The 20,443-nt window shown below is 40.4% G+C and carries 20 protein-coding genes and 1 tRNA gene; 6 read left to right on the top strand and 15 right to left on the bottom strand.

Going from position 1 to position 20,443, the window contains the following annotated elements; all coding sequences use genetic code 11:
• Positions 1-8 precede the first annotated feature (8 nt).
• From LS74_RS06615 to LS74_RS06590, 7 genes are all read right to left on the bottom strand, one after another.
• Positions 9-1,349 carry a TrkH family potassium uptake protein gene (locus tag LS74_RS06615; protein WP_034584596.1) on the bottom strand — a complete coding sequence of 447 codons (1,341 nt, stop codon included), beginning with the start codon at positions 1,347-1,349 and terminating at the stop codon, positions 9-11.
• A 167-nt stretch (positions 1,350-1,516) separates the two neighbouring features.
• Positions 1,517-1,681 (bottom strand): hypothetical protein, encoded by a 165-nt coding sequence (locus LS74_RS10910; protein ID WP_167480470.1) that lies wholly within the window; start codon positions 1,679-1,681, stop codon positions 1,517-1,519.
• A gap of 4 nt (positions 1,682-1,685) precedes the next feature.
• The gene (locus tag LS74_RS10905; protein ID WP_034584593.1) at positions 1,686-1,955 is read right to left on the bottom strand and encodes a hypothetical protein; all 270 of its coding nucleotides are present in this window, start codon (positions 1,953-1,955) and stop codon (positions 1,686-1,688) included.
• 81 nt (positions 1,956-2,036) lie between these two features.
• On the bottom strand, positions 2,037-3,011 hold the full coding sequence (locus LS74_RS06605; RefSeq protein WP_034584591.1) for an iron-sulfur cluster assembly scaffold protein NifU: 975 nt from the start codon (positions 3,009-3,011) through the stop codon (positions 2,037-2,039).
• Positions 3,012-3,252: 241 nt separating this feature from the next.
• Positions 3,253-4,419, bottom strand: coding sequence for a NifS family cysteine desulfurase (locus tag LS74_RS06600; protein ID WP_034584588.1), 1,167 nt, complete (start codon positions 4,417-4,419; stop codon positions 3,253-3,255).
• 122 nt (positions 4,420-4,541) lie between these two features.
• Positions 4,542-6,170, bottom strand: a complete 1,629-nt coding sequence (locus LS74_RS06595; protein ID WP_236096847.1) for an SLC13 family permease — start codon at positions 6,168-6,170, stop codon at positions 4,542-4,544.
• 13 nt (positions 6,171-6,183) lie between these two features.
• Positions 6,184-7,077, bottom strand: coding sequence for a carbon-nitrogen hydrolase family protein (locus tag LS74_RS06590; RefSeq protein WP_236096846.1), 894 nt, complete (start codon positions 7,075-7,077; stop codon positions 6,184-6,186).
• A gap of 83 nt (positions 7,078-7,160) precedes the next feature.
• Here LS74_RS06590 and purB point away from each other — a divergent pair, with 83 nt between their 5' ends.
• The 3 genes from purB to LS74_RS06575 are packed head-to-tail and all read left to right on the top strand — an operon-like array spanning position 7,161 to position 10,099.
• Positions 7,161-8,489: an adenylosuccinate lyase gene (gene purB, locus LS74_RS06585; RefSeq protein WP_034584581.1), complete on the top strand. Its 1,329-nt coding sequence runs from the start codon at positions 7,161-7,163 to the stop codon at positions 8,487-8,489.
• Between the two features lie 21 nt (positions 8,490-8,510).
• Positions 8,511-9,473: an HTH domain-containing protein gene (locus LS74_RS06580; RefSeq protein WP_138128936.1), complete on the top strand. Its 963-nt coding sequence runs from the start codon at positions 8,511-8,513 to the stop codon at positions 9,471-9,473.
• Positions 9,474-9,526: 53 nt separating this feature from the next.
• Positions 9,527-10,099, top strand: a complete 573-nt coding sequence (locus LS74_RS06575; protein ID WP_034589360.1) for a hypothetical protein — start codon at positions 9,527-9,529, stop codon at positions 10,097-10,099.
• Between the two features lie 134 nt (positions 10,100-10,233).
• Here LS74_RS06575 and LS74_RS06570 read toward each other — a convergent pair.
• The 7 genes from LS74_RS06570 to tatB all read right to left on the bottom strand — a co-directional run bounded on the left by LS74_RS06570 (position 10,234) and on the right by tatB (position 14,137).
• A tRNA-Ser gene (locus tag LS74_RS06570) sits at positions 10,234-10,321 on the bottom strand.
• 27 nt (positions 10,322-10,348) lie between these two features.
• Positions 10,349-10,750, bottom strand: coding sequence for a hypothetical protein (locus LS74_RS06565; RefSeq protein WP_034589362.1), 402 nt, complete (start codon positions 10,748-10,750; stop codon positions 10,349-10,351).
• A gap of 55 nt (positions 10,751-10,805) precedes the next feature.
• Complete coding sequence (locus tag LS74_RS06560) at positions 10,806-11,012, bottom strand: PP0621 family protein (RefSeq protein WP_034589363.1); 207 nt, start codon at positions 11,010-11,012, stop codon at positions 10,806-10,808.
• Positions 11,013-11,034: 22 nt separating this feature from the next.
• Positions 11,035-11,631, bottom strand: coding sequence for a 16S rRNA (guanine(527)-N(7))-methyltransferase RsmG (gene rsmG / locus LS74_RS06555; RefSeq protein WP_034589364.1), 597 nt, complete (start codon positions 11,629-11,631; stop codon positions 11,035-11,037).
• Positions 11,628-12,749 (bottom strand): tRNA preQ1(34) S-adenosylmethionine ribosyltransferase-isomerase QueA, encoded by a 1,122-nt coding sequence (queA, locus tag LS74_RS06550; protein ID WP_138128934.1) that lies wholly within the window; start codon positions 12,747-12,749, stop codon positions 11,628-11,630. Before queA ends, rsmG begins: the two co-directional genes overlap by 4 nt.
• 2 nt (positions 12,750-12,751) lie before the next feature.
• Positions 12,752-13,570, bottom strand: coding sequence for a twin-arginine translocase subunit TatC (gene tatC, locus LS74_RS06545; RefSeq protein ID WP_034586643.1), 819 nt, complete (start codon positions 13,568-13,570; stop codon positions 12,752-12,754).
• 3 nt (positions 13,571-13,573) lie between these two features.
• Entirely contained in the window at positions 13,574-14,137 is a 564-nt protein-coding gene (tatB, locus tag LS74_RS06540; protein WP_034586641.1) for a Sec-independent protein translocase protein TatB, read from the bottom strand.
• A gap of 517 nt (positions 14,138-14,654) precedes the next feature.
• On the opposite strand from tatB, the gene serS reads away from it, so the two are divergent.
• Positions 14,655-15,923, top strand: coding sequence for a serine--tRNA ligase (gene serS / locus LS74_RS06535; protein ID WP_034586639.1), 1,269 nt, complete (start codon positions 14,655-14,657; stop codon positions 15,921-15,923).
• A gap of 32 nt (positions 15,924-15,955) precedes the next feature.
• Positions 15,956-18,439, top strand: coding sequence for a tetratricopeptide repeat protein (locus tag LS74_RS06530; RefSeq protein WP_034586637.1), 2,484 nt, complete (start codon positions 15,956-15,958; stop codon positions 18,437-18,439).
• Positions 18,440-18,550: 111 nt separating this feature from the next.
• On the opposite strand, the gene LS74_RS06525 is transcribed toward LS74_RS06530, so the two are convergent.
• Positions 18,551-18,904, bottom strand: coding sequence for a hypothetical protein (locus LS74_RS06525; RefSeq protein WP_034586635.1), 354 nt, complete (start codon positions 18,902-18,904; stop codon positions 18,551-18,553).
• A gap of 254 nt (positions 18,905-19,158) precedes the next feature.
• Between LS74_RS06525 and LS74_RS06520 the strand changes: the two genes are divergently transcribed.
• Positions 19,159-20,442, top strand: coding sequence for a citrate synthase (locus LS74_RS06520; protein WP_034586633.1), 1,284 nt, complete (start codon positions 19,159-19,161; stop codon positions 20,440-20,442).
• The last annotated feature ends 1 nt before the right edge of the window (position 20,443 follow it).

Raw genomic sequence — 20,443 nt, 5'->3', positions numbered from 1 at the left:
TTGTCTCCTTAGATTAAGATTTTTGCTTCTGGGTAGGTTACGCCGGTTGGCTTTTTCTTCACAAACACAGCAAAGGCAAAGGCTAGAATCCCAATTTTGCCAGAGAGCATTAAGATAATGATGATAAGCTTGCCCATCGCATCAAAATTCGCCGATAAGCTCAAAATCCCGCCATCGCCCATCGATAGCCCAACCGTGCCAAATGCCGAGCATACTTCAAAAAGCAAGGCAAGAAAGCCCCTAGCCCCTCCATCTTCAAAGAGTGAAAGAATCATCACACAAAAGCTAATATACAAAAACGCCACAACCACTACGACAAAGGATTTGCTAATGGCATCTTGCGTGATTCTGCGGTGAAAGACACTCACAGCATTGCTGTTTCTTAGCGTGTGATACGCATAGAGCAGTAAAATCACAAACACACTGACTTTAATCCCCCCAGCAGTCCCGCCCGGCGCACCGCCAATCACCATAAAAATAGAGCCAAAAAACAAACTCGCATCTTTAAAAAGGCTTAAATCCAGCGTGTTAAACCCAGAAGTGCGGTAATTAACTGAAGCAAAATACGAGCTTAGAATCTTATCCCACAAGGAAAATTCACCAATGCTTTTTGGATTATTATATTCCAGTAAAAACACCGATAAAAACGCCACGATTAAAAGCATAGCAGTCCCCACAAGCGTAACCTTTGTGTGCGTGGAGAGCTTTTTACTCCTCTTATTTGCCCAGTAATACACCTCAAGTAGCACAAAATACCCAAGCCCACCTATGATAATCAAAGTTGTGATGACAATATTGATAGTTATATCCGCCCTATATCCCATAAGTCCTGTCTCAAACACAGAAAACCCAGCATTATTAAACGCAGAAATACTATGAAATACCCCCAGCCAAAGTGCTTCTAAAAGCGGATAATCAAGCATAAATCGCATACTAAGCAGCACCGCCCCAGCACTTTCAATACAAAACACAAGCAAAAAGAGTTTTTTTAGGAAATTTAACGCCCCAGAAGTCGTAGGTAGCGTGAGATTATCGCGGAGTAGTATGCGATTAGAGTGATCAATCTTTACACGCAAGATAAGATAAATAAAGCTTGTGATACTCATATACCCAAAGCCACCGATTTGGATAATCACAAGTAGCACAAGCTGCCCCCAGAATGTGAAATCCGCCCCTGTATTTTGCACGATAAGCCCTGTAACGCTTACCGCAGAGCTTGTCATAAAAAACGCATCGATAAAAGCAAAATCATCAATTTTGTGCATAGCAGGGAGCATTAAAAGCAAAGCTCCAACAATAGCAATAAGCGTATAGCCAAGCAGTAAAATCCTAGCACTTTTGCGATGCATTTATCTCTCTTTAGAGTGGTGTGAATTAGAGTTAAGATTCTAGTATTTTTAGTCTGTTTTTCAAAGGTTTTCACAGATTTGCAGAGGTGTATATGTGATTTATACGCAATTTTCATTATCTCTAAATCTTTTTTGTTTTGAAGTTTATTTATTACTAGAATATTTTCTTATTTATAAAAACTCCCAAGCAGATGATATTCTCCAAGTAGCAATGCCATAGCATAAAAGGCAATATACACACAAAGTGTGATGCTTAAGCGATAGTATTTCTTAAAAATAAGAACGGCAAGTATAAGGCTATACGATAGCATTTGCACAGAAAAACAAGCCATAAAATTATAGTTTCCCACAATACAAAGGGTGAATAATAGCACGATATACACAAAAGCAAAAATAAGGGAAAGCTTTTGTATTGTGCTTGCAAAATCCATTGCTGATAAAAAAGAGGCAAAAAATACCATAAGAGATTAAAAGACTAGCTTCTCCACAGAGATTAAAAGCCAAAATCCCACCCCAAAAGAGCGTAGTATAAAAAAGCCACTTAAGCTGAAAAATAGTGATAGAATCTAGCCTTTTTCTTTGCCCTTCCTGTGTGTTTGATGACATAAGAATCCTTTTGTGTGTTAAGTTATTATGGTTGGCAGTGGCTTTGTAGGGGCTAGATAGCCCCGCTTAGATTCTAGCCTATCATATCGGCAATACTCTAATTTTAGAATCTAGCTGCTCTTGCAACACAGATTCTATGGCATAGAGTGTGCCTGTCGCACCACTTGCACAACCACTACATGCTCCAAGATAACGAATATATACATCGATAAAGCCATCACTTGTATCTTTAATATCTAAAATCTCCATATCGCCCCCATCCATCATAAGCATAGGGCGGATATTGGCATCAATCACTTTATCAATCGCCTTTACCTTTTGCACCATTGTCATTTCAACAAATGCGATGTCTCCGCCTTTATCAGCAACTTTTTTCACAGATTCTTTATCCATTTCCGCCCTGACTTGTGCGAGTATATCTACCAAATAATACTCCCTTGCCTCGTGTCCGCCGGGCTTAATGCAGCTTTTGCAAAACGCCCCTGCTTTTGTGTAGTTTGTGATTTCTTCTACACTTTTTAAATCATTTAGCTTGATAACTTCTTTAATGGTAGATAGGCTAACTCTCGCACATTCACACACGATGATTTCACTCTCAAAGTCCGCTGCGTCCTTGCCTAGATAAATCCCCGCTGCTTTTTTAATCACATCATACGCCATAACAGAGCAGTGCATTTTCTGCCCCGGGACTGCTGGAGTATCAGGGTCATCACGCAAGGCGTGCTCTACATCAAGGTTTGTGATTTTTACCGCGTCTTGCACTTTTTTGCCAAGGCAGAGTTCTACCATCATATCACTACTTGCAATCGCCGTCCCACAGCCAAAGCTTTTAAATTTTGCATCAATGATTGTGTCATTAGAATCCACAAGCCAATACAGCCGCACCGCATCGCCACACGCTTCCGCGCCATAGTCTGCCACGATGAGTTTTGCTCCCTTTTCATCAGCGTCCTTTTGTGTCAAAACGCCTAAATGTGTGGGATTGTCCATTCTCTCACTTACTTTGTTTGAATATGCGTCCCATAACGCACCACCGATTAAGTCATTCTTTGCCATTTTCTTTTCCTTTTTTTTGTTGTATAAATTTTTATCGCTTAGATTCTCGAATCTAGCACATTTCAAAACACATTGCGGAAGTATTTTGTAAAACACAACGCAAAACACATTTTAGCAGTTGCGGTATGGCTTTGCGTGTTTTGTGGGGATTTTAGGGTAGGAGTTACCTAAAGCGGTAATGACTATCCTAAAATCCCCACAATCGCACAAATTGCATACCCAAATGCGAATGTCTTAAAATCTAGTTTTCATAGCTACTAGAGATCGCTCTAAGCCTCCCCACCGCCTTCTTAAACACTTCAATCGTGTAATCAATCTCTTCGCTCGTAGTGAATCTGCTTAAAGAGATTCTAATAGCTGTATGGGCTAACTCCTTATCCGCTCCAATGGCTACCATTACGGGATTTGCTTCTAAGTCTTCACTCGCACACGCACTGCCCGTTGATGCGGCAATCCCAGCCTTGTTTAAATCCCATAGCATTGCTTCACCCTCAATCCCTCGCACACTAATGAGTGTCGTATTTGGCACACGATTTTCCCTTGTGCCAACGACAAACACATCAGGTATGCTTAAAAGCGCGTCTTCTAGCCTATCTCTAAGCTTTCGCACCTGTGTAAGCTCAAAGTCTAGGTAATCTGTGGCAAGTTTCATCGCCTCGCCCATACCGATGATATAGGGGACATTGAGTGTGCCAGAGCGTCTGCCCCGCATATGCTCTCCGCCGTGTAGAAGCGGGGTTAGCTCCACGCCTTTTCTAATATACAAGCCACCAACGCCCTTTGGTCCGTGAAACTTATGCGCTGAAAAGCTTAGAAAATCCACATTTGCCTTTTTCACACTCACAGGAATCTTGCCGATAGCCTGCACCGCGTCAGTATGGAAAAGCACACCTTTTTGTCTGCATAATGCACCGATTTCTTCAATAGGGAAAATAAGTCCGGTCTCATTATTCGCCCACATTATGCTAACAAGTGCGGTATCTTCCCGCAAAGCTTCACGCACTTGCTCAGTGGTGATTGTGCCTTGTGCGTTAATAGGCAGATAAGTAACCTCAACGCCTAAAGATTCTAAAAAGCTACAAGTTGCCCTAACTGCGGGGTGTTCCACCTCTGTGGTAACAATATGCTTCTTGCCCTTTTTTACAATCTCATCAAAATACACACCTTTAATCACCCAGTTATTTGACTCTGTCGCACAAGAAGTGATGATAATATCATCATTATCGTCCGCATCAATGCCCTTGTATAGCTTCTCTATTGCTTCAGCAATCGCTGGGTGCGTCTCTGTGCCGTATTTATGCAAACTATTTGGATTCCCAAACTTTTCGCAAAAATAAGGCTCCATCAATGCCTTAATGCTAGGGTCTAGCATTGTCGTGGCATTGTTGTCTAAATAAACCTTTTTCATCGTGGCTCCTAATTGTTGTTTGTTAAAAAAGTAAAGTTTATCTTAACCTTGACTAGCAAAGCGGCTAGATTCTATCATTTTATAATTAATTGATATTATCTTTTTTTTGTAAAATTATTTGCCTACTCTAAAAACCACCGCCAATACGCAAAGGCAAAGATACTCACAGCCACAATCCCCACAACACTTAGCAAGAATCCAAATCGCACCATATCCCACACCTTGATACCGCCTTTTTCAAAGACTATGGCATTAGGCGGTGTGGAGATAGGAATCATAAAAGAAAAACTTGCACAAATAGTAATCGCAAGCATTGTGATTGTCGGCTCATCTGCGACCAAAAACGACTGCGTAGCGGTATAAATGATAGGCAGTAAAATAGCAATAAGTGCCGTTGTGCTTAAAAAGCCTGTGGCGATAATCGCACACACACAAGCAAGAAGCAAAAATACAAAAAATGGCAAATTTGCAAACTGCATAAAATATCCTTCAAACACCCCGCCAAGCTCGGATTGAGAAAAGGCAGTAGCGATACAAAATCCCGCACCAAACAAAAATATCAGCTCATAAGGGATAGATTTAGAATCGTCCCAATCCAAAAACCCAATCTTTGGCACAAACATAAGTAGCCCAAAGGCTAGTAAAATCACATTTTCATTTAGCCCCAAGCCATCATACAAAGGCTTAATGGGAGAGTTTAAAAACAACACAACAAGCAAAAGAGCGATAAAAAATAATAACCGCTTGTGTTCAGTGCGAACTTGTATATTTTCAAATGCCTTAAACTCCACGCTATAACCCTGCGTGCCAAAAGATAGGATATAAATCATCGTATAAAGCATAAGGCAAGTAAGCGGAGCCATCATAAAAATCCAAGTGGTAAAGCTTATGCCATTAAAGCCAAGCTTTTCTAAGAATCCTAGGAAAATAAGATTCGGTGGTGAGCCAATAGGCGTTGTAATCCCGCTGATACTCGCCCCAAATGCCACGGCGAGTAAAAATCGCATTTTAAGAAAATACTCCTGCGTGATTGATAGGGCAATGGGTAGAAGCAAAATAGCGGTTGTGGAGTTTGATAAAGCTGTGCCAAGCACACAAGAAGCAAGTCCAAGTGCGGAGATAACGCCCTTTGGATTCTGCGGAAAAAAGGAGAAAAACTTTTTGGCAATGATTTTATGAAGCCCGATTTTTTCTGTGGCGGTGGCTAGCATAAAGCCGCCCAAAAAGAGATAGATAATGGGATTGGCGTAGTTTTCCGTGGCACTTTTGGTATCAAGTATGCCAAAGCTTGGAAAAAGAATAATAGGCAAAAGTGAGACGACCCCTAGTGGCAGGGCTTTATTCGTCCAGAGCGTAACAAGCAGGGCGATAATGCCAAGCAAGGCTGAGACCTTAAAAGAAGCCCCAAGATACACTCTTGCTAAAATTGCTGCGATAATGCCAAAAATAAGAGCTATGCCCACACCTAAAATGATTTTGATTGTGCGTTCTTCTTTTGGTGTAGATTCTGATTCTATGGAATCTAAACTAGATTCTAGTGTAGCTTCTTTAGCGGAATCTTGCGGGGTGGATTGAGTAGATTCTGTGGATTTTTGCGAAGTAGAATCTAAGATAGAATCCTGCGAGATTGAATCTAAATGAGTGCGTGAATCATCTATGTGGGTTTCTTCATAAGAGGTGGATTGCGAGGTTTGCAAAGGTTGATGATTGCTTTGTTGTGGCACTTGTGTCCTTGAAATAAGATGAGCCATTATAGCACATTTCTTAGATTCTAAATCCCCATTCTTTTTGAGCGTTTAGAATCTGCTCTTTTTCAATACTTACAAGTAGCATTCCCTCTTTATCGCCAAGATTTTCCTCAATCTCGCCATTGGCATTAATAAACAAGCTATCACCATAAAATCGCCACTGCGTTTCATCATACACGCCACTGCCTACGCGATTGACACGCAAAAGTGCCATAGAGTTTGTAAAAGCACGCATAGAGCAGAGATTCCTCCAGCGTGTTTTAGAGCCAAAAGTATTGCTGCAAGGCATAATCACAATATCTACTTTAGCATTCTTAAGCCTTAGCCATAGCTCATCAAAATGTGCTTCAAAGCCGCTAATCACACCAAGATTCAGCCCACATCTCTCAAATACAATGGGTGTTTTGGGCGATTTTGGAATCTTATTATTAAAAAACTTCTTTTCATTCCAGTGTGGGTAGGCAATGAGGCGTTGTTGCTGATAGATATGTATGGAGTTTTTCTCATCATTGCTGATATGGACAATAGATTTATAAAGCTTACCATTCCCACTATCTCCATTTTCCCCAAGTAGCAATGGAGCGATAATATCAAGCTTGTATTTTTTAGCTAGTTTTTGTAGCGTATTTAGGGCGTTATGCGAAATGGCACTAATCATCTCTTTAGAATGATTCTTATTAAACTCCCTAAAAAATGGGTTAAAGACATATTCCCCAAACGCCACAAGACTAACCTTTTGCTTTTTGCAAGTGCTAAGGTATTGATGTAGTCGCGTGTCGGTTGGGGAGAGTGGCGGGAGCTGTAAAAGGGCGATATTTAAAGGAGTATTCATAGGAATCCTTATCATTGTAGAATCTAGCTTTGGGCTTGTGATTTTACACTTGTCGTTTTGAATCCGCGATTGTAGCATATTAAGCTTAGATTCATTATAATTCTCTCCACAAAGGCGTGTATAACGCGGTATAGACTATAAAACAATTTAAGGAGTAAAAAATGGTAGAGCGATACGCAAGAGAAGAGATGAAAAAGCTATGGGATATGAATGCGAAGTATTCTGCTTGGCTAGAAGTAGAAAAGGCATTAGTGCGTGGCTGGAATAAGCTAGGGCTAATCCCTGATAGCGATTGTGAAAAGATATGTAAAAACGCGAAATTTGACATCGCTAGGATTGATGAGATTGAGTCTGTTACTAAGCACGATTTAATCGCCTTTACCACTTCTGTGGCGGAGAGCTTGGGTGAAGAGAGCCGCTGGGTGCATTATGGGATCACTTCTAGCGATTGCATAGATACCGCTGTGGCACTGCAAATGCGAGATAGCTTAAAGATTATTTTAGATGATATTAAACAAGTGAGAGAGGCGATAAAGACAAGGGCTTATCAGCATAAAGACACGCTAATGGTGGGGCGAAGCCACGGAATCCACGGAGAGCCTATCACCTTTGGACTCGTTTTGGCGATTTGGTATGATGAGCTAGGGCGGCATTTAAAGGCGTTGGAATCCACGCTTGAAGTCATCTCTGTGGGGCAACTCAGTGGGGCTATGGGGAATCTCGCCCATACGCCTATGGAGCTTGAAGCGCTAGTGTGCAAAGAGCTTGGACTTACACCAGCCCCTGTGAGTAATCAAGTGATCCAAAGGGATAGATACGCTAGGCTTATGAGTGATTTAGCCCTGCTTGCTAGTAGCTGTGAGAAAATCGCTGTTGAAGTGCGACACCTGCAACGCACAGAAGTCTATGAAGCAGAAGAGTATTTTGAAAGCGGACAAAAGGGAAGCTCGGCTATGCCCCACAAGCGAAACCCGGTTTTGAGTGAAAACATCACAGGGCTTTGCAGAATGATACGCGCTTATGCCCTGCCCGCAATGGAGAATGTCGCGTTGTGGCACGAGAGAGACATCAGCCATAGTAGCGTGGAGCGATTTATCTTGCCAGATAGCTTTATCACCACAGATTTTATGCTAATGCGTTTAAAAGGGCTGCTTGAAAAGCTAGTGGTCTATCCAAAAAATATGATGAAAAATCTCAACCTTACAGGTGGGCTTGTATTTTCACAACGCATTCTGCTTGAACTTCCTAAAAAAGGCGTATCGCGCGAAGATGCCTATAAAATCGTGCAAAGAAATGCGATGAAGGTTTGGGGCGATTTGCAAAATGGTGAGAGTGCGTTAAACGATAAGGGCGAATCGCTTTATTTGCAATATCTTTTAGCGGATAGCGAACTTGTAGGACTTATCGGTGAAGCAGCAATCCGCGAATGCTTTGAGTTTAGCTATTACACAAAAAATGTAGATTCTATCTTCAAAAGAGTGTTTGGATAGAGACTAAGAAAAAGGATAAAAATGCAAAAGAAAATGACATATTTGGAAGTGGCAAGGGCTGTGCTAGAGAGTGCGACTGCTCCGCTTAAAGCGGGACAGGTTTGGGATATAGCGGTAGAAAAAGGATTGGATAAGAATCTAGCAAATGCGAATCGACAGACAGTTAAAACGATATATGACCGACTTTGGAGAGATATGCGAGATAAGCAAGATTCTATCTTTATGAAAGCTTCAACTAACCCCACGACCTTTTGGCTAAAGGCAAGAGAGAATGAATTGCAGAATGGCTTAGAATCTCTAATACAGACAAGCAAGACAAGTAACGAGAAGCAAAAAGGCAGGGGCTTTCACGAGCGGGATTTGCACCCGTTGTTTGTGCGGTTTGCAAAAGATTATTTTGATGTGTATGCAAAGACGATAAAGCACGAAAAGAGCAAAAAGACGCAAAGTGGGCAGGATAAGTGGAACTATCCCGATATTGTGGGGGTGCATTTCCCATTTAATGATTATAGTGAGAGAGAAACGCTAGAGCTAAGCCAGAATCTAAACCGCCGTGATTTTAAGATTTACTCCTTTGAGCTAAAGGTTTCACTTGATTTTAGCAATTTGAAAGAAAGCTACTTTCAAGCGGTGAGTAACTCTAGCTTTGCAAATGAGGGGTATTTGGTCGTATTTGAAGAGCTAGATTCTGAAGTGTTTGATGAGCTAAGGCGGCTGCATAGTAGCTTTGGCATTGGGCTTATAAAGCTAGAGCTAGAGCCTACTGAATCTTCTGTGCTTTTGCCATCGTTGGTAAGAAACTTGGATTTTAGAACTATTGATATGCTAGTGAATAAAAATGCGGATTTTAGGGAGTTTATTGACACGATAAATGGCGATATACAGACAAATGATAAAAGGCGGATTGCCCTGCAGTATTATGACAGGGTGCTTGATGATGAGAGTTTGGATAGGTATTTGAGTGAGAAGGGCTTAAGGGGTTAGGTTTTTTGCAATCTTAATTTAGGGATAGTTGAAGCTATAAAAAGGGGGTGTTTATGCGGTTTGCTGTGATTGTGCTATGTGTGTTTTGGGCGATAGTGGCAGTGGAAGCCAGAGGTGTGGAATCTAAGCAAGAGTGCCTTACCCAAGAGCAGATAGAGCAAAAAGCCTTTGCTGTGCGTGTAAGCAAGGAGTGGTTTGAGACGGATAAAGTGGAATCTATGTTGAATAAGCTTAAAAGTTTATATCCGCAAGTCATATTTGTTAGGGCGGTATCGTGGGGGAATGAGAGCGAGATTCTAGCTTTTGAAGTGCCTGTAAAAGATGTGCGTGTGATAGGGCATAAGGATGATAAGGTGAGCGTTGATGATTGGTTTCCTAATGGTAAAGGGTATTGGGACTTTAGAATAAATGGGCGTGAGATATTGTATAAAGAGCATTTGCCAAAGGGTAGTGTCTTAGCAGTTCAAAGTGCTACGCCCGGGAGTGCGAGTATTGGTGGGGTGGTGGAGTTTGTGCTTGAAAATGGGGTAAAGATAGAGCATAGAATCCACGAAGACGCCATAGGCACGGATTATTTTTACAACGCACAAGGGGAGATGTTGGTAGAGTGCAGTGCGATAGATTAAAGATTTTTTGTGTGAGATGAGAATCTTAATGGACTAAAATCACTTTAAAATATAAGAGTCTAATACAAATACACTAAAAATAGAAGCGGAGAAAACGGACTAGATTGGCTTTGAAAAGTTAAAAAAGCTTACTCTGGCAGAGAGGAAGGGATTCGAACCCTCGAAAGCTTGCACTTTACACGCGTTCCAGGCGTGCTCCTTCAACCACTCGGACACCCCTCTTTAAAAATAACAAGGGCGAAATCTTACCTAAACTCTTTCTAAAACTTGCTTAAAAATCACGCCATCAATGCCAAGTTGTGCAATTTTTGCGATTTGTTTTTGGAATTTAATGACGCAAAGCAGTTTGCAATCAAGCAAATAATGCTCAACAATCTTTTGAAAAGCCCCTGCTTTATCAAGCTTATCAAGTAGTAAAAATTGCGGCGTGAGATTAGCAAACAGCACAAGCTCTTCTAAAGAATGTATTTTCACAGCATATTTCACCTGAAAGTTATAGCAATGCTTGGCAATCTCAAAAGCATTCTCTTGTTTCAAAGCAGATGTGTCAAACCACACGACAGATTCAGCTCCAACCTTAGCAATATCTTCAACACTTTTCACTTCCACAAATGGAGCAAAGCTAATGGCATAATGCCCGATGATAATCATTTTACTCTCCCCCTTATATCTTTCCTTCTCACACTACCAAAACGCCCTAGAATCATCATCTCGCCCCCTTTTGCAGACATTCTTTAGAGCAAAAATACTTTCCATTTGAGAGAAAAGATTCATTGACAGAGACATACACGCCACAACACGCACATTCCTGCATTTCTTCAATACCATTGGGGGTTTTGTTTGTCTTAAGCAATGGGCGTAAGATAAGATAAGCTAACGCTAAAAGTGCAAGTAAAATAACAAAAAACTTCATATATTTCCTTTAAGACTAAGATTTATAAATCACGGCTATGCTTGTAATAGTAGATTCTATTTTCCCGCACAAAGCACTCTTCCACGCTCATACTTGGCATTTCCTGTCTAAAGTTTGTGCCTTTGTAAAAGAGAAAATACCCATCACTTTGCAAAAATTTCCTTGAAAGAGCGATAAGATTCCTAGCGTCCATTAACGCACGAGAAGTGATAAGGGCGATATTATTGACTTCACTGATTGGCACTTCTTCAATCCGCATTGAACGCACCTTTACATTTTTTAGCCCAAGCTGCACGCTGATATTTTGTAAAAATGAAGCCCTTTTAGCACGCGGCTCTATAAGAAAAAATTGCGATTGCGGTTTAGCAATAGCAAGGGGCAGGGCAGGGAATCCCCCACCAGAGCCTATATCCATACAAGATTCAAACTCATCAATAAACTTCAGCGGATACAAAGAATCAAAGATATTTTCAAGCACAGATTCCATACAGCTAGCCCCTGTAAGATTGTGAATCTTATTCCACTCTAAAAGCTCTTCGCCAAAGGTTTGAAACTGCTTAAAACACTCATCTCCTAGCATAATGCGGTGTTGTTGTAATTTATCTTGTAAATCTATCATAGTATCAATATCCCATCTCCATAAGAGTAAAATTTATAGCCTTTTTCCAAGGCAATGTTATAGAGTTCAAGGCATTTTTCTCTCCCCACCATCGCACTTACTAGCATAATCAATGTGCTTTTTGGGAGATGAAAATTTGTAAGTAAATAATCCACCCGCTTAAACTCAACGCCCGGATATAAGAAAATATCGCACTCTCCGCATAAAACTTTATATCTCATCATATATTCCACGCAACGCGCACTTGTCGTGCCGACACATAGCACCTTTTTAGCGTGAGTGATAGCCTTAGCACTTGAGTTTGAGATTGAAAAATACTCTTTGTGTATAGTGTGATGGCGAATGTCTTCACTCTCTACATTCATAAATGTCCCAGCCCCGATATGTAGGGTAACAAAGCAGGTTTGAAAAGATTTTTGCAAAGATTCTAAACTTTGTTTGCTAAAATGCAAAGACGCCGTGGGAGCTGCCACAGAGCCTAGCTCCTTTGCAAACACACTTTGATAAAATACGCTATCTTCTTGCATATTTTGATTAGCTTCATCGCGTTTGATATAGGGCGGTAGCGGGATATAGCCGTGATTATTAAAAAGCTCAAACACTTCTTTGTCATTTAAGATTCTATTTTCTTGTGAGCTATGAGTTTTTATAGATTCCATAAACTCCACAATCCGCATACCATTTTCACAGCATTCAAGCACTTGGGCGATAATGGGGCATGTGAAAGCCTTGTGAGATTGCAAAATCAGCCTATCACCGCTTTTAACCCTGCCTTTAATTTGGACTAAGAATCTAAAAGAATCTAGCACTTTGTGGAAAAATATCTCCATACGCTTTGGGTTAGGTTTGGCTTGTGGGTTGAGCTTATGAGCGTAGATTCTGGCATTTATGACTTTGGTATTATTGAAAACAAGCAATGTATCTTTGGGGATAAAATCGCTAAAATGATAAAAATCACTATGCGTAATTTTGCCACTTTTTCTTTCATACACAAGTAGTTTTGCACTCTCTCTAGGATTGCTTGGGCTTTGAGCTATGGCACTTTGTGGCAGGGCATAATCATAGCTTGAAAGCAAAAAATCTTTAGAATCTTTAGAATGGGCGTTGTGGTGGGGCATTGCTATTCTTTATTAAAATCTTTAGAATCTTGCGTTGTAGGCGTTGTATATGTGGTAGGCTGGGCTTCATCGCTCTCATCATCATCTGTATCAAAATCAGCAAGTTTTGAAGCGGGATTCACAAATTTTAAAATCACAATAGAAATCCCATAGAGCATAACAAGCGGAATAGCTAAAAGCACTTGCGAAATCACATCAGGCGGGGCGATAATAGCAGCGATGATAAAGATAATCACCACAGCGTATTTAAAAAATCCTTTTAAACTCTCATCAGTTATTAGCCCCACTTTGCCAAGGAAAAAGCATAGCACAGGCAGTTCAAAGGCTATGCCAAAGCCGATAATCAAGCGGATAAAAAACGCAAAATAATTCTCCGCTGTAATGTAGGCTTCAAACTGATCATTACCAAAAAGCAGGACATTTTTAATGATAAAAGGCAAAACGCCAAAGTAAGAAAACGCAACGCCAAGGGCAAACATAAATGTGCCAAAAAACACAAAAGGAATGACAATTTTTTTCTCGTGTTTATATAAGCCCGGAGCGACAAAAATCCAAATCTGCCAAAAAATCACAGGCATAGCGATAATAAGTGCAGCAAAAAGAGCGGACTTCATCGCGATAAACACGCCCTCTATCATACCCGAAGCGATGAATTTACCCCTAATCTCACTGCCTAGCACATCTACAAGGGGTAGCTTAATATAATAAAATATCTGCTCCCAAAAGCCCAAGCACACGCCAAAAGCCCCCAAAAGCACAAGGATACTGATAATAAGGCGTTTGCGTAAGTCTTGGATATGGGGTTTTAAATCTTCTAGCATTGTTTATCCTATGTGTTGGGGGGTGGAATCTTGCGACTTTGAGCTTGTAGTATTTTTGTATGTAAGGGTAGAATCTTGCGTGGATTCTGCAGATTCTAGGTTTTGAGCTGTGGCGTGTGGCATATTAGATTCTGCATTTTTAGAATCTTCACTTTTGGAATCTAGGCTTTCATAGCTAAGCTCTGTATTAAGGTTTTTAAGTGTGCTGTGCAAGGCATTGGCTTCTTTGTCAAGCTCCTTTTTCGTGTCTGTCAGGCTCTCTTGCAGGGGTTTAAGGCTATCGCTTAAATCATTGATGTTAAGCTCTCTCAACTCATCAAGCTTCATATCTTGGGTGAGTTTATCTACTTCATTTGAAATGGTATTTCTGTATTTGAGTGCTTCTTGTTTGATTTCGCTAAGCTCTATCTCTTTGTCAAAGCTCTCTTTTGCCTCCGCCATAGTCTTTCTTACCGCACGGAAAAACTTGACAATATCAATGATAGTTTGGGGGAGTTTGTTAGGACCAAGGGCGATAATCGCCACAATCAAAATTACAAGTAGCTCAAAAATACCAATGCCAAACATACCTTGCCTTTTGCCTTATCTTAGAATCTAAAAAAGCGTATTTTATACTAAGTTTAGTAACTTTATTTCATTCCTAGATAAAAACATTTTTGTTTTTCATATTGAAGCCAATTTGATGAAACAAGGCTAAAAGTTAAGTAGCTAAGCGTTAAGTAGGAGAGTGAGTAAGACTAGCCTACCCCCTTAACGACCAAAGGCTTTATAAGGTAGGCTATGGATTATCTTAGTAGCACTTGACTATTATGAGACATAATAGTATCATAGCGATTAAGATTTGGGAATAAATCTTACTCATCGTAACCTCCTTTGTAAAGAAGTAGGTTACTCTAAGAGAGGTCGCACTCTCTTAGGCAACCTCTAATCGCAATTCTACCACATTAACTACAAACTTTCCAACTTGTTTTTTAATACTTAAACTGCTCTTTGACTTTAGGCTTTTTAGGGAATAAAAAATGCTTTTTTAGGCTAGAATACGGCTGAAATTGTTTGCAAATTTAAGAAAACTAAGGATAGGGATATGATTGACACAAAGGCTTTGATAAATGATTTTGATAGGGTGAGTGAGCTACTTTGTATAAAAAAAGTGAGTGAAGATACACTGAAAGCACTAAAAGATCTTGCCATTGCGTATAAAAGCTCAAAGCAGGAGCTTGAATCTCTCCAAGCCTTTCAAAATAAAACTTCAAAGCTTTTTGGCGAGTATAAAAGAGAGGGCAGGGATATTAATGAGCTAAAGGCGAGTTTAGATTCTAATAAAGCTCAAATGGCTGAAGTAGAATCTAAGCTCAAAGCCATTGAAACAGAGCTTGAGAATCTTGCCTATACTATTCCAAACTTGCCAGATTCTGCTACGCCAATGGGGGAAGATGAAAGTGATAATATTGAGCTAAAAAAGGTGCTAGAGCCTAGAATCTTTGACTTTATCCCAAAGGAGCATTGGGAGTTAGGTGTGGATAATGGCTGGATTGACTTTGAATCTGGCGTGAAGCTTGCTAAAAGTCGCTTTTCTGTCTTGCGTGGAATGGGGGCAAAACTCAATCGTGCGTTAATTAACTTTATGCTTGATTATAATGAAAGGCAGGGCTTTGAATCTGTGGTAACGCCTGTGATTGCTAATGCTAGGACGCTTTTTGGCACGGGGCAGTTGCCGAAGTTTGAAAACGATATGTTTAAGGTGGATTCTCATTTTGATGAGGAGGGGAGCGAACACGATTTATACCTTATCTCTACTTCGGAAATCACGCTTACAAATCTCTATCAAGACAGCATTATCCCAAGCGAGAACTTGCCTATAATGCTGACTTCCCACACACCTTGTTTTCGCAAAGAAGCCGGGAGTGCGGGGCGAGATACACGCGGTATGATACGCCAACATCAATTTGACAAAGTGGAGCTTGTGGCGATTACTCACCCAAGCCAAAGTGAATCTATGCAGGAAAAAATGCTAAAAACAGCAAGTGGGATTCTAAGTGAGCTAGGGCTTCCGCACCGCTTTATGCAGCTTTGTGGGGGGGATTTGGGCTTTAGCGCGAGTAATACCATTGACATTGAAGTGTGGCTACCCGGGCAGAACTGCTACCGCGAGATAAGCTCTATTTCAAACACGCGGGACTTTCAAGCACGAAGGGCAAAAATCCGCTATAAAGAAAATGGCAAAAATGCTCTCGTGCATACGCTTAATGGCTCATCATTAGCAGTAGGCAGGACACTCATTGCTATTATGGAAAATTACCAAAGGGCTGATGGGAGCATAGAAATCCCAAAAGTGCTAGAAAAATATCTATAAAGAAAATATCGCAAAAAGGCTAAGGGGAGAGTATGGCAGAAGAAGTAATAAATCTTGATGAAAATCTAGAGATTGAAGATTCTGCAACACCACCACAAGAGGGTGCAAAAGAAAGCGATGAGCAAAAGCCAAGTGAAGCTACAGAATCTAAAGAGAGTAAGCTGCAAAAGATTCTAGCTCCCTTGAAAGCAAGAATTAACGCTTTTCTAGCAGCTTTAAAGGAAAATAAGATTCTAATGATTAGCACGATTGCCATTGCGGTGCTTGTGCTTGTTTTTTTAGTGCTGATTGTGATTTTAATCTTTAGTGGTGGCAAGGAAGAGCAAAAAACAGAATCTGCCCCCATTTCACGAAAGATTATCCAGCCAGCTCCTATTTTAAGTGGCTCAAAGCGTCCCGAAGTAGATGAAACAGAGCTTGGTAATATGATACGCAAGGCAAATATTCTTTACACACAGGGTGATAAAATGGAGGCTTTGGATTTGTTTAATAATATTGCTGCGTATTCTCAATCCCTTGCTGCATATAATTTGGGCGTGATTAAGATAAATGAGGGTGAGTATAAAAAAGCTATCAGCTCTTTTGATAGTGCCATTTACTCTGGGGAAGATATAAGTGTGAGTGCGTTTAATGCCGCATATAGTGCGTATATGCTGGGTGATATAAATCTATATGAGTATTATCTAGGCATTAGCTCAAGCTATTTGTATTATACGGCAAATCAGCCGTTGTATTCTTATCTGTATGGGTTGTTGCAATATTATAAGGGTTTTTATTTTGAATCGCTATCCCCCTTTCTTAATCCCTCTTCGCCAGATTATACCAAAGAGAGTAAAAAATTTGCTGCGGAAGTGTTTTTGATTTTTAACGATGAGTATAATGCGTTAGCTCAACTCAAGCAAGTAGCAGATAAAGATGACAATCTCTCCATTGGTTTGCTGCACGCAAGGCTTGGGGAATACACACAAGCAAAACAATATTTGTATGAATATCTTGGGAGCAATGTGGGCGATCCACAGGCTTTAATGGCATTGCAACTGATTGAGACAAAAAGTGGGAATTTTAAAGAAAGTGCTTTGATTCTTGAGCGATTAAATGCCGCAGAAGAGACACAAAAGGTCTTTGATGAATATCCTATCAAGGCAAAATTGCGTGATGATTTGTTTGATGTGAATCTCGCACAGGAAAATTTCTGGAATCGCCGATTTGAGCATAATAAAATGCTGGGCTATAAGATTCTTTTCTATTACGCACCTTTTTTAGTTTTTGATGCAAAAAATGCTTTGGCGATTATTGATGATGGAAATTTAAATGCTCACGTGAATAATATTGAGAGTGCGAAAAACACGCTGCAAGAGGGACAGAAAGTTTCACAAGTCAATCGCTCAATCGCACAGAATCTGCGTTACTTAATAGCAAATCAAGATATACGCGAAGCGGTCAAATCTATGGAGCAGTCCCTTGCAACTTACCCAAATCACTCTGTTTTGCATTATAATGTCGGGCTTTTGTATGCACAAATGAATGATTTTGATAATGGATATTTGCATTTTATCCGTGCTTATCATTTGGATAATAACAACACAATGGCTGGAATCTTCGCCCTTATGTGTGCAGAGCTGACTTATCGCGACACTTCTCGCTTGAGCAATACTATCTCCACTGATTTGGCAGAGATGAATTTTACTAATAAGCTAGAGCACGATTTTTTACTTTCTTTATTCCGCTACACAAGCGATTCGCCCACAGATTCTCTTTCTTGGTTTGATACACTAAAACAGCAACCATCTTATGAGCGGAAGCCTATTTATTATGCGTTAAGTGCGGTGTATGGAATCTATGCGGCTAATGGAGTGCAAATAGCAAATGCTTTTGAATCTTTAAAGGGCTTTTATCCAAAAGATGCGGTTACACATACGATGTATGAGCTTGGTAAGAGATTTGGAAGTAATTTGAAAGATTTTGCCTTGCAGATGAATATTATTTATAAAGAAAAGAATCTTGATATGCGTTCAATCTACTATGGACCCTCTTTGGCAAGGGAATTGTATGTGTATGTGGGCTTTGTAACAGGCTCGTTGCGTTCTATCCAAGAAGAGCTAGAGGCAAAGCTTGTTGTTGAGACACACACAAGCAATGGAATCTTACAGGCTTTGGCGCTTTCAAACATATACAGCAATGATTTTGAAAAGGCTTTTGCGATATATAACTCCTTGCTTGATGATTTGGGTGAAGGAGATTCGCAAACGCGATTCTTAGCGGCTATTGCAGCTATGGGGGCTAATCGCCACGAGAACGCCGTAGCCCTTTTGCAACTTGCCAAGATAGAATCTGCTACAAACTTTGAGGCAAGATACGCCCTTGGGCTACTCTACCAAGAGGGCAAAAATATGAAAGCTGCTATCCAACATTATGACAAAATTTCACACACAGGCTTTGAATCTGAATTCTTTGATTTTGAAATTGACACGAGCGAATTACTCAACCCACAAAAAGATGATAAAAAAGAGGGATAGAGTCTAAAAACTTTATTGTATTTGGTTGAAAATTACATTTTAAGTAGAATGTGGTAACAAACCCTAAGTAGAGATTTAATTCTGCTTAGGGTTAGCACAGCAAGGTAGAATTTAGGATTTATTTTTCTTATGACATTTGCGTCTGGCGCGTTGGGCTTTGCGTCTAGCAAGGAAAACTTGATAATGTGTTCTCCACCAAATGTAATTTTTAAGCTGTGAGCGTTTGTGTGTCTCATAAAGTGCGCTAGCATCGGCATTTGGCTCAAGAGATTCTACGATTTGCAAAGATTCTTCTATGATTTGTTCAAGATCTTGATAACCGCCTTCTTCTTGCTCTTTGGCAAGGAGTTCAAGCTTTTCTAAAATCTCTTTGGGCATAAGCTCTCGCTCGGCTTTTGTGATATTTAGCAATGGCGCGAGTTCTTCTCTGTCTTGGGTTGTTAAAACAACTTTATGCTTTGACATATTTCCTCCTTTTGCTGATTTGTTGGTGTATTATACAAAAAAATCAGCAAAACCCCGCAAAAATCGCTAAATTAAGAATATATTAAGTTTATTTGAATTTATTGCGGCGAGCATATATGATTTGACTGAATGTATCATTTGACACTTTTGGTGGCAGTTTTGTATAAAAATTTAATTTTTTTTTGACTTTATTGGGTGTTTGTGCCATAATGAAAGGGCGATTTAGATTCCAAATCTTACATAAAGGAGATGTTATGGCAACCATTACGCTAACAAATAACGAAACAAAAGAAAGCTTTGATTTTGAGCTGATTGAATGCACGAGAGGTCCAAAAGCGGTGGATTTTTCCAAGCTTTTTGAGCGCACAAATATTTTCTCTTATGATCCGGGCTATGGCTCAACGGCTGGGTGTAAATCTACGATTAGCTACATTAATGGTAAAGAGGGGGAGCTACTCTATAAAGGCTTCCCGCTGCAAAAGCTTGTAGAGAAGTATCAATTTACCGATGTGTGTAAGCTTTTGATTACAGGTGATGCACCAAACAATGGCGCAGAATCTAAGGAGTTTGAAATAGAGCTTATGCATAGGAGTTTCCTGCACGAGGGGCTTATTAATATCTTTAATGCTTTCCCGGACACTGCTCACCCTATGGCAAATCTATCTGCTGCCCTCTCGGCTCTTTCTACATTTCACTTTCATCACTTGGATATGAGTAATGAAGAGGAGCGACAAGTAATGGCAAGACGCGCTATTGCTAAGATTCCAACGCTTGTGGCGTTTGCGTATAGACATTCGCTTGGGATTCCATATATTTATCCTGATGTGGAGCGTGGCTATGTGGAGAATTTCCTATATATGCTTCGTGCGTATCCGGGCGGAAAAATGAAACAAACAATTAGCGGTCCAGCTGAAATTACGCCTTTAGAGGTTGAGGCGTTGGATAAAATTTTCACACTTCACGCTGATCACGGACAAAATGCTTCTACAACAACGGTGCGTAATGTCGCTTCAACCGGAGCACACCCTTATGCGGCGTTGAGTGCTGGGATCAATGCGTTGTGGGGAGCAGCACACGGCGGGGCAAATGAAAAAGTGCTTGATATGCTTAATGAAATTGGCGATGCGAAAAATGTGGATAAATTTATCGCTAAGGCAAAGGATAAAAACGATCCATTTAGGCTTATGGGCTTTGGGCATAGGGTGTATAAAAACTACGATCCGCGTGCGAAGATTCTTAAAAAGCTTAAAGATGACTTGGACGCTAAGGGAATTAAAATGGATTCACGCTTGAGTGATTTAGCTCATAAGGTGGAGGAAGTGGCGTTAAATGATAGCTATTTTGTGGAGAGAAATCTCTATCCAAATGTGGATTTCTACTCTGGAATCATTCTCTCTGCTTTAAAGATTCCTGTTTCACTCTTTACGCCTATTTTTGTTATCGGTAGAATGCCCGGCTGGTGTGCGCAACTCCTAGAGCATATCAAAGATCCAACAACAAGAATCACACGACCTCGCCAAGTTTATATCGGGGAATAAA

The sequence above is a fragment of the Helicobacter magdeburgensis genome, assembly GCF_000765825.2.
Classification (GTDB): Bacteria; Campylobacterota; Campylobacteria; order Campylobacterales; family Helicobacteraceae; genus Helicobacter_C; species Helicobacter_C magdeburgensis.
This window is presented reverse-complemented; position numbering and strand designations above follow the sequence as displayed.